Below are 12653 nucleotides of genomic sequence, written 5' to 3' on the forward strand. Positions count from 1 at the left end.
GTAGCCCGGGTGGAGCGAAGCGATGCCCGGGAGCAAGCCGCGACGTGTACCCGGGTATCGCTTCGCTCCACCCAGGCTACGATAACGGAGTGACCTCTGTCGCCGAATCCGAAATCGCCACCGATCTGCGCGAATGGCTGACGCCGCTGCGCCGCGTCTTCGTGCTGACCGGAGCCGGTTGCAGCACGCAGTCGGGCATTCCGGACTATCGCGACGGCGACGGACAATGGAAACGCGCGCAGCCGGTGACTTATCAGGCTTTCGTCGGCGATCCGGCGGCGAACGCGCGCTACTGGGCGCGCAGTTTCGTCGGCTGGCCGCGCGTGGCGCAGGCGCAGCCGAGCCGGGCGCATTTCGCCCTCGCCCACCTGCAGGAACGCGGCATCGTTTCCGCGTTGGTGACCCAGAACGTCGACGGTTTGCACCAGCGCGCGGGCAGCGAAGCGGTGATCGATCTGCACGGCCGGCTCGATGCGGTCGTTTGCCTGTCGTGTTCCTCGACGCGGCCGCGCGCCGAGCTGCAGGCCTGGATCGCCGAACGCAATCCGGAATGGACAAGTCTGGAAGCGGCGACCGCGCCCGACGGCGACGCCGATTTGGAAGGCCGCGATTTCTCGAGCTTCCGCGTACCCGCCTGCCCGGAATGCGCAGGCATGCTGAAGCCCGATGTGGTGTTCTTCGGCGAGAACGTGCCGCGGCCGCGTTACCTGCAGGCGCAACAAGCGTTGCGCGATTCCGATGCCGTGCTCGTGGTCGGTTCGTCGCTGATGGTGTATTCCGGCTACCGTTTCGTGCGCGCGGCGCACGAAGCCGGATTGCCGATCGCCATCGTCAATCGCGGCCGCACCCGGGCCGACGATCTGGCCTCGCTGAAGATCGATGCGGAAGCCGGCACCGCTTTGACCGCGGCGCTTCTATGAATTCGAATCTTTGTTGGGAGCGGCTTTAGCCGCGAGCTCTTCCATGCAGGTCGTTGTGACCGAAAAGCTCGCGGCTAAAGCCGCTCCCACATAAGCAGGCGGCTCAGGCGTCCTGGCCGCGCGCGAGCAAGCTGGTGCGCCGGCTATACGCGAAGTACACGACCACGCCGACCGCATTCCAGGCCAGGAACCAAAGCTGGGTGCGCTGCGGCAGGCTCCAGAACAAGTACAGGCAGCCGAGGATCGCCACCGGCCCGACCAGCCAAGCCAGCGGCGTGCGGAACACGCGCGGCCGGGCCGGATCGCGCTTGCGCAACACCAGCAGGCAGACCGCCACCGCGGTGAACGCGGCCAGGGTGCCGGCATTGGCCAGCGCCGCGATTTCATCCAAGCGCGCCACGCCCGCCAACGCCGCCACCAGCACGGCGGTGAACAAGGTGATCGCCACCGGCGTGCCGGTGCGCGGATTCACTTTCGACAAACCGCGCGGCAGCAAGCCGTCGCGCGACATCACGAAGAAAATGCGGCTTTGGCCGTAGAAGAACGCGAGCAGCACCGTAGGCAGCGCCACCACCGCCGCGCCGGCGACGATCTTGGCGGCCGTGCCCTGCCCCAGCTCGCGCATGATCAGCGCCAACGGCGCCGGGCTTTGACCGAACACCGTGTAGCTGAGCGCGCCTACGGCGGCGAGCGCGACGACGATGTAGATCAGCGTGCAGCCGACCATCGAACCGATGATGCCGATCGACAGGTCGCGCTTGGGGTTCTTAGTCTCTTCCGCGGCGGTGGAAATCGCATCGAAGCCGTAGAAGGCGAAGAAGATGATCGCGGCGGCCGCCATCACGCCCCGCTCCACGCCGTCGGCGCCCATCTGCTTGGCGAAGCCGTAGGGCATAAACGGTTCCAGGTTCTTGGCGTCGAAATGCGGCATCGCGATCGCCACGAATACGCCCAGCGCCAACACCTTGACGATCACCAGCACCGCATTGAGCGTGGCGCTCTCGCGCGTGCCGACGATCAGCAGACCGGCGACCACGAACACGATCAGCACGGCCGGCAGGTTGATCACGCCGCCGGCATGCGGACCGGCGGCCAAGGCTTGCGGGATATGCACGCCGAGCCCGTTGAGGAATTCCAGCACCGAACCGGACCAGCCCACCGCCACCGCGCTGACCACCAGCGAGTATTCGAGGATCAGGCTCCAGCCGACCACCCATGCGATGCCTTCGCCCAGGATGGTGTAGCTATAGGTGTAGGCGCTGCCCGCTGCGGGCATCAGCGTGGCCATTTCGGCATAGGCGAGCGCCGCGCAAGCGCAGACGATGCCGGCGACCAGGAAGGAGATCAGCACCGCCGGACCCGCCAGGTTGGCGCCGACGCCGATCAAGGTGTAGATGCCGGTGCCGACGATGGCGCCGATGCCCAGGGCGATCAGGTGCGGCCAGCTCAGGGTCGGAACCAGACGCCGCCCTTCTTCGTGGACCGTGACCCGGTCGATATCCTTGCGGCGGAGCCATGCCTGCATAACGGCCTCATGTCTGGCGGACGAAGGCGCCAATAGTGAGGCATGAGCGGCGCCGAAGCGAGACGCCTCTGTTCCCTCTCCCGCTTGCGGGAGAGGGCTTAGCATCAGCGCGGGGCGACGTAACCGCCTTTCACGCCGCGCGGCGAAAGGACTAATTGCCACAGCTGGATCCGTCTCGCGCGGAAACTGGCCATCGATGCGGCCAGGTAATAGCGCCACATGCGCCGGAAGCGCTCGTCGTAGCGCGGCGGCAGCCGATCCCAAGCGCTTTCGACGTTCGCGCGCCAAGCCTGCAACGTGCGGTCGTAGTCGGTGCCGAAGTTGTGCCAGTCCTCGATCACGAATACATCTTCGGTAACTGCGGCGATCTGCGCGGCCGAGGGCAGCATCGAATTGGGGAAGATGTATTTGCCGATCCACGGATCGGTATGGGTCACTGACTGGTTGCCGCCGATGGTGTGCAGCAGGAACAGACCGCCGTCGGCCGCATCCTCGCGCAGGCAGCGCTTGGCGACTTCGAAATAGGTCCGGTAGTTCTTGACGCCGACGTGCTCGAACATGCCCACCGACAGTATCCGGTCGAACGGCTCGTCCAGTTCGCGGTAATCCTGCACCCGGATTTCGATCGGCAGGCCGGCGCACAGTTCCTGCGCGAGAGCGGCCTGCTCGCGCGAGATGGTCACGCCCACGCCGCTGACGCCGTAGCGTTCGGCCGCGTATTTCAGCGCCTCGCCCCAGCCGCAACCGATATCCAGCACGCGCATGCCCGGCTTCAGGCCGAGCTTGCGGCAGATCAAGTCGAGTTTCGCTTCCTGGGCATCGTCCAGGTTGTCGGCTTCGCGCCAGTAGCCGCAGCTGTAGACCAGGCGCTTGCCGAGCATGGCCTTGTACAGGTCGTTGCCGAGGTCGTAATGGCGCTCGCCCACTTCGAAGCTGCGGCGGCCCTTCTGCAGGTTGAAGAATTGCGCGCGCAACGCGTCCCAGAGCTCGGCGATGCCGTGCGCGCGCCGGTCCACGCGCGCGTCGAGCAGGTGGAACAGGAAACCGTCCAGGGATTCGGCGTCCCACCAACCGTCCATGTACGACTCGCCCAGGGCGAGCGAGCCTTGGGCCATCGTCCGCGCGGCGAAGCGCGAATCGTGGACCCGCAGGTCCCAGGCGCGGTCGCCGCCGATGCGCACGTCGGCATCGTCCAACAGCGACTGCAAGCGATCCTGGAAAGGATGTATCGCGACATCGGCTTTCATCAGCCCAACCCCGCTTCTTACTAGTCACCCAGGTTATCGTAACTCCGCGGCAGCGACAGCGTTCTCGGCAGGACGCTGTGTGGCGGGATAGGAACCAGTAAAGACAGGAACTAGAAACTAGTATCCGGCTCTTCTAGTTTCTAGTTCCTGCCTTTACTGGTTACTGTCTTTACGGGCTCCTTGCCCTGGTCGCCCAATATCAGCCGCCCGCGAAATAACCACGATAAGCCGGCGCCACCTGCGGCAACAGCACGTTCGCCGGCACGTCCACGGTCTGCACGCCGTCCGCGTACGGACCCACCTGGTAAGGCGGGAACACGAAGCGCAGCGCGCTCAATTTGCCGTCGCTGCCGACCACCGGTTCGAATTGCGAGAAATTGTCGGCTTCGGCTTCGCTGCCTTCGTCGATCATCTTGCCGGCCTCGCGGATCATCTCGGCGCGTTCGGCCGGCGGCAGATCGTCGGCGTCGACGCGTTCGGAAAGCTGCGTATGCAGTTGCTCGCGGACGTAGTCGGAAATGGCTTTCCAACCCGCGGCCTGCGGCACCAGTTCTTTCGCGGTCAGCAGCTTGTTCTGCTGCGGCAGCCAGACGAAGCGTGCGATCAACGGCGAGCCGTGGGCGCCGCCGGTATAGCTGTTGCCGTCGGCGGCGACGGCGACCAATTGCGGCGTGTCGAGCACGTCGGTGAAGCTCAAGGTCAGATCGTAAGGCGCGGTCGGCTTGTCGTTGCCCAGGCCGCCGACCGCTTCCAGCAAGTCCGCGCGCGCGGCATCGGCGTACTGCTTCAGGTGCGCGGCCAGACCCGGATACTTTTTCGCCGACGGCGGGTAGCTGATGCCGACGACGTAGCGTTCGTTGGTTTCGATGACGTCCTTCAGATCGGCCACGGGCACCGGCGGCGCGGCCTGTTCGGCGGCGGGCGCCGAAGGGGCGGCGGCGGGCGCGGCCGGTCCAGCCTCGCGCTTACAGGCGGCCAGGCTCGCGGCCAACAGCAATACCGATACGAAAGCGATCCTCATGGCGCAGTCCTTGGCGTCTATCGGAGCAAATTATCGCTTGGCGCGTGATGCCGGCATCCACGTCCGACCAAAAAATAAAAAGCCCCGGGCGTTTCCGCCCGGGGCCGGGTTCCGCAACGAGGCGAGGCTTACAGCGCCTGCACTTCGTCGGCCTGCAGGCCCTTCTGGCCCTGCACGACCTTGAACGAGACCTTCTGGCCTTCCTGCAGCGACTTGAAGCCGCTGCCCTGGATCGAGCGGAAGTGGACGAACAGGTCCTGGCCGCTTTCCGGGGTGATGAAGCCGAAGCCCTTGGCGTCGTTGAACCACTTGACGGTGCCGGTCTGACGATCGGACATTTTTGTTACTCCTTGGAACAGTTTTGATTGGAAACACGGTCTGCGACACGCAAAACCGCGACTGTCGAGCAAGGGGTAACGCGAGAGCGATGGAGCGGATCGTCCAGACCGGCCGGGTGGCCGGGCCTTAAACGGGTGATCTACCGCATCGGAGCCACGATGTACCGTGATCCCGGCTTTGAACAGTGCGCGCACCATACCCTACTTTCACGGGTTTGTGTGAATACGGGTAAACCCCAGCTCGAGGCCTTTAAGCCCCTCTCCCCGTGGGAGAGGGGTTGGGGTGAGGGTTCGGCGAAGCGCGATGGCCTGAACCGGTGCGGAAATCGTCGGCTTTACGGTTCAACTGCCGTCGGGGGCAGCGTCGCTTCGCCGAACCCGGTGCTTAGCGCTACCTACCAATCCGACCGCTGCGGCATCAACCCGCGCAACTCGGCATCGGTCAGATTCCGCCACTGCCCGGGCTTCAAATGCCCCAGTTTCACGTTGCCGATCCGCACCCGCAGCAGCTGCTTCACCCGGTGGCCGAAGTGGGCGGCCATCAATCGGATCTGCCGGTTCAAGCCCTGCACCAGCACGATCCGGAAACCGAAACGGCCCAATTTGCCGGTCTTGCACGGCAAGGTCGTCTGGCCGTGGACCGGCACGCCGCGGCTCATGCCGCGCAGGAATTCGTCGGTCACCGGGTGGTTGATCGCCACCAGGTATTCCTTCTCCAGCTTGTTCTCGGCGCGCAAGATCTCGTTGACGATGTCGCCGTTGCTGGTGAGCAGGATCAGGCCTTCGGAATCCTTGTCCAGCCGGCCGATCGGGAAGATCCGTTCCTGGTGGCCGATGAAGTCGACGATGTTGTCCTTCACCGCCGATTCGGTGGTGGTGGTCACGCCCGGCGGCTTGTTGAAAGCGATGTAGATGTGGCGGCGCTTGCCCTTGGCGGCGGTGCGCAGGCGCAGTTTTTCGCCGTCGATGCGGACGTCGTCTTCCTCGCCCACTTCGGCGCCGACGCGGGCGCGCAGGCCGTTGACCGTGACCCGGCCTTCGGAAATCAGCCGATCGGCTTCGCGACGCGAGCAGAAGCCGGTGTCGCTGATGTGTTTGTTGAGGCGCATGGGGCGGGCATTCTACTTCTCCCGCCGAGAGAAGGTGGCGCGGAGCGCCGGATGAGGGTTCGGCGAAGCGGCAAGAGTTCCGGCACGAGACCGTCATCGCTATCGTGGAGAACATCGCTTCGCCGAACCCTCACCCCAACCCCTCTCCCGATGGGAGAGGGGCTCAAGCGAGCAAATCGTCGTATTCGTGGTGCCTCTTGAAGAACGCCTCGGCATAGGAACAGCGCGGCACGACTTTCACGCCCTGGGCGCGGGCGTATTCCAGCGCCGTCTTGACCAGTTCGGCGGCGATGCCGCGGCCGCCGATCTCCGGCGGCACGCCGGTATGCACGATGGCGATCCGGCCCGGTTCGAGCGTGTAGACCAGCTCGGCCTCGTGGCCGTCGGCTTGCAGGGTGAAACGGTGGCGGACCAGGTCGTGGACGATGTCGCTCATGATTCTCCGGAGTCGCGGCTGTCGCGTTTGCCCTGATTGTGCCTGTCCTGGGTGCTGATGCTCCCCTGGATGGCCTGGACCCGGCTTTCGGCCTGGTGCAATTCCTCGGCCTTGGCCGCCGCCTCCGGCGACTGCGGACCGGGCTGGGGCGTGTGGGTTTGCTCGCGGTCCAGCGCATGCCAGGCCTGCGGCTCCCGGTCGTGCTGTTTCTTGGCTTCCAGCAAGGCCCGGGTATTGGCCAGGGCCTGCTCAGGCGAGATCTTCGCCGGTTCGGCGACCGGCCCGCTATCGGCCGTGGGGCGTTCGCGCGGCGGGGCCGGTTTCCGGACCGGGGCTGCGGACCTGGCCGGGGCCGAAGCCGCTTTGGCCGGAATCTTCACGACCTCCGCAGCCTTCTTGCCCACGACTTTATCGGCGACCGGTTTCTTAGCGACTTTCTTGGCGACCGCCTTTTTCGGCGCCGCCTTCTTAGCCGTTGCCGGCCGTGGGGCCACGGCTTTCTTGGCCACCTTCTTCGCAGCCACCTTCCGCTTCACCGGCGCCTTCCGTGCAACGACCTTCTTCTTGACGGCCGGTTGGCTTTTGGCGGCCTTCTTCGCAGCCGGGGCCTTCTTTTTGGCGGCTTTTTTGGCGGTCTTCTTGGCGGAAGCGGACTTGCGGGCGCGGGCAGTCGCCATGGTTCCTCCGGAGTCGGCTGGGGCGGGAGTTCGGGCCGGTGATAGCACTGCCGGCATTCACGAGGGGTGAGCGGCGGGCCCGGGCCGACGGCCGGCGAACGTCAACCGCTTTCACCATACGGTCGCTGTGTGACGCGAAACGTCACCAAGAGGCCGGCCTAAGCCCCTGATTCCGTTGGCATGGATGCTGCGTACTTAAGCAGCACTCAGGGGATCTTTTTTGTAGGGGGAAAGACTATGTCGGACAACCACCAAGCCGCCGACCCTTCGTTGAGCGACGACATGCTGCTCTCGCGCCTGTTCGAATTGGTCGCCAACGGCCAGCTCGACAGCAACGAACTGGCCCAGCTCGACGCGACCATCAGCCAGCGCCTGCAGCAGAACTACGACGGCAAGCAGCCGGTCATGAAGCTGGTGCGGGCCGCCTGAGCCCGCACCGCGATCACCCGAACGTCGGGTTCGCCAGCTTCTGCACGAACACGGCCGCCGCGCGCGGCTCCATGATCAGCGTGAACATCAGACCATAAGCCGCACCGTACAGGTGCGCGCTGTGGTTGACGTTGTCTCCGCCCCGCTTGTCCATCCAGATGCTGTAGCCGACGTAGAGCGCGGCGAACAGGAAGGCCGGGATCGGAATCGGGATCAGGAACAGATAGATGCCTGACCACGGGTCGAGCAGGATGTACGCGAACAGCACCGCCGACACCGCGCCGGACGCGCCCAAGCTGCGATAGCTAGGATCGTGACGATGGCGCATGTAGGTGGGCAGGATCGCGACCACGATCGCCGACAGGTAAAACGCGACGTAGCCGATCGCGCCGATGTATTGCGTGTAGAAGCGCTCCATTACGCCGCCGAACGACCACAGCGTGACCATGTTGAACAGCAAGTGCATCCAATCGGCATGGATGAAGCCGTGGGTGACCAGACGGTCGTATTGCTTGCCGCGGTCGATCGCCGGCGGCCACAGGATCAGCCTCTCGGCCAAGCGCGGGTTGTTGAACGCCAGCCACGACACCAGGCAGGTGACGCCGACGATGACCAGATTCATCGAAATGTCCATCATGCGGCCCGGTAGTTGTCCTGCATCGGATAGCGGCGCGCGTACAGCGCGAACGCCAGCGCGGCCAGGAAGGCGAAACCGGCGAAGAAGAACATCAAGAACGCGTTCTCGCTAAGCCCGGTGCCGGCGATGTGCGAAATCACCGCTTCGTTGCGGACGCCGGCGTTGGTGAGCAGCACCCAGAGGCTGCCGAAGGTGCTGGCCAGGTACCAGAACGCCATGATCACGCCCTTCATCGAAGCGGTCGCCTGGCTGTACGCGAATTCCAGCGCGGTCGCCGACACCAATATCTCGCCGAAGGTCAGCAGCGCGTACGGCAGCGCCTGCCAGGCCAGCGAAACCGGATCGCCGCCGTCGATCGCCAGTTGGATCAGCCCGGCGAAGATCCAGGCGATGCCCGAGAACGCGATGCCGGCGCCCATCTTGCGCAGCGCCGTCGGTTCGAAGCCCATCTTGCGCAGCGCCGGGTACAACACCAGGTTGTTGAACGGGATCAGCAGCATCACCAGCGCCGGATTCAGCGCCTGCATCTGCGCCGCGTCCTTGACCAGAAAACTGGGCCACCACCATTGGTCGTGCGGGATCGCCATCTGGTTGCCCTGCAGCACCCAGGTCGAGGCCTTCTGGTCGAACAGCGACCAGAAGGGCGTGGTCAAGGCGAAGATGATCAGGATGCGCAGCACCGAACGCACGCCGTCGACCGCCTCCGGCGGGTGCGCGCCGTGGGCGCGTTCGAGCTGCATCGAAGTCCCGATGCCGCCGAAAGCGATAATCAAGCCCAAAGCCAAGCAGGCGCAGATCACGAAACCCAATTTCGGGATCAGGAAAAGCGCGCCCACCGCGAGCGCGCCGCCGAGCGCCGCCATCGCTAACCCGGGCCTGCCCTGCCCGGGCGCCCTGGCCGTCAGCGCAGTGCGCGCCACGTGCAGGAAGGAATGAGGATCGGAAGTGGCCGGCGGCACGCGCACGTACCTCCTGCGACCCGCCCAGAAGATGAGGGTGGCGACGAACATCAATGCGCCCGGAATGCCGAACGCGATCGCCGGCCCCAGCTCCCGCAGGAACAGCGGCATCAGCAGCGATGCGAAGAACGAGCCGAAGTTGATCGTCCAATAGAACGCATCGAACACGACTTTGGCGCGATGCTTGTTGCTCTGGTCGAACTGGTCGCCGCAGAACGACACCACCAGCGGCTTGATTCCGCCCGAGCCGAGCGCGATCAGGAACAGGCCGGTATAGAAACCGTTGCGGTTGTCCTCGAACATCGCCAGGCAAGCGTGGCCTGCGCAGTAGATCAGCGAGAACCACAGCACCGTGTTGTATTTGCCGAAGAAGCGGTCGGCCAGCCAACCCCCGAGCAACGGGAAGAAGTACACGCCGATGACGAAGGTGTGGAAGACGTCCTTGGCGGCGCCCTGCCGGTCGGCTTCGGGCAGATAGGCCAGCAGCACGCTGCTGGCCAGGAACTGCACCAGGATGTTGCGCATGCCGTAGAAGCTGAACCGCTCGCAGGCTTCGTTGCCGATGATGTAGGGGATCTGCCGCGGCAACGGCGAGTGGGCGGGCTTGGCTTCTGCGGCGATCGTCGTCATGCGGCGGATCCGGCGGCGGTCGGGAATCGCCCTAGCCTAGCCGGACCGCGCGCCGAACGCATCAGGCCCATTCGGTCAGGCTTTCGCGCTCGTACAGGGTTTTGAACGTCGGCCGCGCCTTCATCCGCTGCGCCAAGGCGGCCAGATGCGGCCAATCGGTCGCCGTGCGCGGCATGTTGCGCGACCAGCGCATCAGCATGGTCAGGTAGAAATCGGCGACGGTGAGCGTCTCGCCCAGCAGATAAGGGCCTCGCTGCGCGAGATGGGCGTCGATCCGGTCCCACTCGGCTTCGATCCGCTTGCTCACGTGTGCGCGGACCTCGTCGGCCCGCTCGGCGCCGGCCGGTTCGCCCGGATACCACCACTGCCGGAACAACGGCTGCACCATGTTCGCCAGGTTGAACATCCACTGGTAAAGATCGCGACGCTCGCGCGTGCCCGGCGCCGGCGCGAAGCCGGCTTGCGGATGCGTATCGGCTAAGTCCAGCAGCAGCGCGGCCGCTTCGTACGAAGGCTTGCTTTCGATCACCAGCGTCGGCACCACGCCGTTCGGATTCAGCGCCAAGTATTCCGGGCTCTTCTGCTGGCGCGCGGCGGTATCGACCAAGCGCAGTTCGTGCGGAACGCCGAGTTCCAGCAGGAGCCAATGCACGACCAAGCTGGCCGAACCAGGAGAGTAGTAAAGGACGTGCATGCGGAAACCCACCTTGTTCTAAAGGGTCAATTATGCCCGTGCGCCGATCTTCGCAGGAGCCCGACGAGCCGTTATTGTGGCCGGAGTCGTTGTCGGCGATGACCACCGGCAGCCGCATTCGCGCGCCGCGTCGGCTAACATCGGGCGCTTCTTCGATGGGGATGCGACCGATGCCACGTTTGTCCTTGCTCGCCTTGTTGACCGCCCTCGCCCTGCCCGCCTTCGCGGCGGACCCGGCGCTCACCACCGTCTCCGAACGCAGCGGCTTCTTGAAGACCGGCCGCTACGACGAAGCGATCGCCTTGTGCGCCGCATTCGCCCAACGCTATCCGGACGCGGTGCGTTGCACCGACTTCGGCACCACGCCCGAAGGCCGGCCGATGAAGGCGCTGGTGGTTTCGCGCAGCGGCGCGCTGACGCCGCAGGCCGCGCGCGAACGCGGACTGCCCGTGGTGCTGATCCAAGGCGGCATCCACGCCGGCGAAATCGACGGCAAGGACGCCGGCTTCCTGGCTTTGCGCCAGATCCTGGACGGCGAAGCGGCGCCGGGCGCGCTCGACAAACTGGTCTGGGTCTTCGTGCCGGTGTTCAACGTCGACGGCCATGAGCGCTTCGGCCGCTGGAACCGGCCTAACCAACGCGGCCCCGAGGAAATGGGCTGGCGCACCACCGCGCAGAACTACAACCTCAACCGCGATTACATGAAGGCCGACGCACCGGAAATGCGCGCGATGTTGGGCCTGGTCCAGACCTGGGACCCGATCGCGATGGTCGACCTGCACGTGACCGACGGCGCCAAGTTCGAGCATGACATCTCGATCCAGGTCGAACCGGTCAACTCCGGCGACGCCGAGATGCGCAAGTCCGGCCGCGCGCTGCGCGACGGCACCATCGAAAAGCTGACCGCGCAGGGCTCGCTGCCGCTGGCCTACTACCCGTCCTTCGTCGAGAACGACGTGCCGACCTCCGGCTTCGTCGACGGCGTCCCCACGCCGCGCTTCTCGCATGGCTATTTCCAGCTGCGCAACCGCTACGGCATGCTGGTCGAAACGCATTCGTGGAAGGACTACCCGACCCGCGTGCGGATCACCCGCAACACCATCGTCGACGTGCTCGAACTGGCGGCGCGCGACGGCGCCGGCTGGGTAAAGACGGCGCACGAAGCCGATGCGCGCGCGGAAAAGCTCGGCGGCAAGCTGGTGCCGCTGGATTACGCCGCCACCGACAAAGTGCGCACGGTCGACTTCCGCGGCTATGAATACACCCGCACGCCTTCGGACATCTCCGGCGCGCCGATGACGCATTACGACGAGACCAAGCCGCAAATCTGGAAATTGCCGCTGCGCGATGAAGTGCTGCCGTCGGTCACCGTCGCCGCGCCCAAGGGCGGCTACATCGTTCCGGCCGCGTTCGCGGCGCAAATCGCGGAAAAGCTGAAGGTCCACGGCATCGAATACCGCACCCTGGGCGCGGGCCTGGCGAAAGCCAAAGTCGAAGCCTTCCGCGCCGCCCAAACCAAATTCGCCGCCGGTTCGGTCGAAGGCCACCAGCGCCTGACTCTGCAAGGCGAATGGAAACCGGAAACCCGCGACGTCGCGGCCGGCAGCCTGTTCGTGCCGATCGCCCAGCCCAAGGCGCGGCTGGCGATGGGCCTGCTGGAACCGATGGCGCCCGACGCCTACGTCGAATGGGGCGAGTTCAACAACGCTTTCGAGCGCAAGGAATACATGGAAGCGTACGTGGCCGAAGACGTGGCGCGCGAAATGCTGGCCAAGGATGCGAAGCTGAAGCAGGAGTTCGAGTTGCGCTTGAAGAACGACCTGGCCTTCGCCCGCGATCCGCAGGCGCGTTTGGAATTCTTCGCCCGGCGGCATTCCTCGTGGGACGACCGCTACAACCTGTATCCCGTGCTGCGCGTCGCTACGGCACCGAAGTAATCAACTGCCCTCTTCCGCTGCAGTTAGCTCTCTCTCGCTGCAGTTAGCTCTCTCTCGCTGCAGTTAGCCCTCTCCCGCTTGCGGGAGAGGGTTG

13 protein-coding genes are annotated in these 12653 nt (G+C 65.2%); 3 read left to right on the forward strand and 10 right to left on the reverse strand.

Going from position 1 to position 12653, the window contains the following annotated elements:
- The first annotated feature begins 89 nt into the window (after positions 1 to 89).
- Complete coding sequence (locus FCE95_RS03955) at positions 90 to 920, forward strand: NAD-dependent protein deacetylase (protein WP_262982790.1); 831 nt, start codon at positions 90 to 92, stop codon at positions 918 to 920.
- 103 nt (positions 921 to 1023) lie between these two features.
- Here FCE95_RS03955 and FCE95_RS03960 read toward each other — a convergent pair whose 3' ends face one another.
- The 7 genes from FCE95_RS03960 to FCE95_RS17020 form a co-directional block, all read right to left on the reverse strand.
- Positions 1024 to 2445, reverse strand: coding sequence for an amino acid permease (locus FCE95_RS03960; protein ID WP_137265672.1), 1422 nt, complete (start codon positions 2443 to 2445; stop codon positions 1024 to 1026).
- Between the two features lie 104 nt (positions 2446 to 2549).
- Positions 2550 to 3692: a cyclopropane fatty acyl phospholipid synthase gene (cfa, locus tag FCE95_RS03965; protein WP_137265673.1), complete on the reverse strand. Its 1143-nt coding sequence runs from the start codon at positions 3690 to 3692 to the stop codon at positions 2550 to 2552.
- A 199-nt stretch (positions 3693 to 3891) separates the two neighbouring features.
- Complete coding sequence (locus FCE95_RS03970) at positions 3892 to 4713, reverse strand: DUF3298 and DUF4163 domain-containing protein (protein ID WP_189644629.1); 822 nt, start codon at positions 4711 to 4713, stop codon at positions 3892 to 3894.
- A 128-nt stretch (positions 4714 to 4841) separates the two neighbouring features.
- Positions 4842 to 5051 carry a cold-shock protein gene (locus FCE95_RS03975; protein WP_137265674.1) on the reverse strand — a complete coding sequence of 70 codons (210 nt, stop codon included), beginning with the start codon at positions 5049 to 5051 and terminating at the stop codon, positions 4842 to 4844.
- 395 nt (positions 5052 to 5446) lie between these two features.
- A complete protein-coding gene (locus FCE95_RS03980; RefSeq protein WP_137265675.1) occupies positions 5447 to 6160 on the reverse strand; it encodes a pseudouridine synthase in 714 nt (237 codons plus the stop codon).
- A 163-nt stretch (positions 6161 to 6323) separates the two neighbouring features.
- Positions 6324 to 6596 carry a GNAT family N-acetyltransferase gene (locus FCE95_RS03985; protein WP_137265676.1) on the reverse strand — a complete coding sequence of 91 codons (273 nt, stop codon included), beginning with the start codon at positions 6594 to 6596 and terminating at the stop codon, positions 6324 to 6326.
- Positions 6593 to 7273 (reverse strand): histone, encoded by a 681-nt coding sequence (locus FCE95_RS17020; RefSeq protein ID WP_189644630.1) that lies wholly within the window; start codon positions 7271 to 7273, stop codon positions 6593 to 6595. Before FCE95_RS17020 ends, FCE95_RS03985 begins: the two co-directional genes overlap by 4 nt.
- 237 nt (positions 7274 to 7510) lie before the next feature.
- Here FCE95_RS17020 and FCE95_RS03995 point away from each other — a divergent pair, with 237 nt between their 5' ends.
- Positions 7511 to 7702, forward strand: a complete 192-nt coding sequence (locus FCE95_RS03995) for a hypothetical protein (RefSeq protein WP_137265677.1) — start codon at positions 7511 to 7513, stop codon at positions 7700 to 7702.
- Positions 7703 to 7715: 13 nt separating this feature from the next.
- Here FCE95_RS03995 and FCE95_RS04000 read toward each other — a convergent pair whose 3' ends face one another.
- From FCE95_RS04000 to FCE95_RS04010, 3 genes are all read right to left on the reverse strand, one after another.
- Positions 7716 to 8324, reverse strand: coding sequence for a rhomboid family intramembrane serine protease (locus FCE95_RS04000; RefSeq protein WP_425481279.1), 609 nt, complete (start codon positions 8322 to 8324; stop codon positions 7716 to 7718).
- Positions 8325 to 8335: 11 nt separating this feature from the next.
- Positions 8336 to 9928, reverse strand: a complete 1593-nt coding sequence (locus FCE95_RS04005) for a POT-type proton-dependent oligopeptide transporter (protein WP_137265679.1) — start codon at positions 9926 to 9928, stop codon at positions 8336 to 8338.
- A gap of 61 nt (positions 9929 to 9989) precedes the next feature.
- Positions 9990 to 10622 carry a glutathione S-transferase family protein gene (locus FCE95_RS04010; RefSeq protein WP_137265680.1) on the reverse strand — a complete coding sequence of 211 codons (633 nt, stop codon included), beginning with the start codon at positions 10620 to 10622 and terminating at the stop codon, positions 9990 to 9992.
- Between the two features lie 170 nt (positions 10623 to 10792).
- Between FCE95_RS04010 and FCE95_RS04015 the strand changes: the two genes are divergently transcribed.
- Entirely contained in the window at positions 10793 to 12559 is a 1767-nt protein-coding gene (locus tag FCE95_RS04015) for a M14 family metallopeptidase (RefSeq protein ID WP_137265681.1), read from the forward strand.
- The last annotated feature ends 94 nt before the right edge of the window (positions 12560 to 12653 follow it).

The organism is Luteimonas gilva (assembly GCF_005239095.1).
Lineage (GTDB): Bacteria > Pseudomonadota > Gammaproteobacteria > Xanthomonadales > Xanthomonadaceae > Luteimonas_C > Luteimonas_C gilva.